The following is a 501-nucleotide window of genomic DNA, read 5'->3' on the forward strand; positions in this document are numbered from 1 at the left end:
ACCAAGGCTATTCGTTATATGTTTGTGAATGGGGTCGAGGTTTATTGCTGTTGGGAAAAGCCTTACGATATCATGACTTGTTTGCATGACCATTATATTGACCATTCTTTTCCTGTGAAGGATGTGAAAAGTTATAGAGATTATTTGCTTTGTCTTCCTTAGCATTCTTCTTTGTTTTTGGATTACATAGAAAGCAGCGGATATGGTTTTATAAGATTCAACGAATATTTGCACGATGCCGAGGATGATTTTTGTTACGAGTGTGTTTTTGTTAATGACAATAAAGATGAGATACGCCTTTGGGTTAAAGATTTAGAAGAATGTGACAAGGATGGTTTGTATTCGAGTATCGATAATTTAGATTTKGAAAATTGTACGTCTGATGATTTTAAAAGAAGACTCTCAACGATTTGCGAGAAATTTTTTGGATCGTTGTCATGAGTTATCAATTCGCACATTTTGAGATGCTGAGTCGTAAAGTGCTTGTAAAGCCTTCCGACA

Annotated in this window: 1 protein-coding gene; it reads left to right on the forward strand. The window is 35.4% G+C overall.

What is annotated here, in order from left to right; translation table 11 throughout:
- The first annotated feature begins 228 nt into the window (after positions 1–228).
- Positions 229–441, forward strand: a complete 213-nt coding sequence (locus KP705_RS21765) for a hypothetical protein (protein WP_215765125.1) — start codon at positions 229–231, stop codon at positions 439–441.
- The last annotated feature ends 60 nt before the right edge of the window (positions 442–501 follow it).

It is taken from the genome of Gluconobacter sp. P1D12_c (genome assembly GCF_018812105.1).
Lineage (GTDB): Bacteria > Pseudomonadota > Alphaproteobacteria > Acetobacterales > Acetobacteraceae > Gluconobacter > Gluconobacter oxydans_A.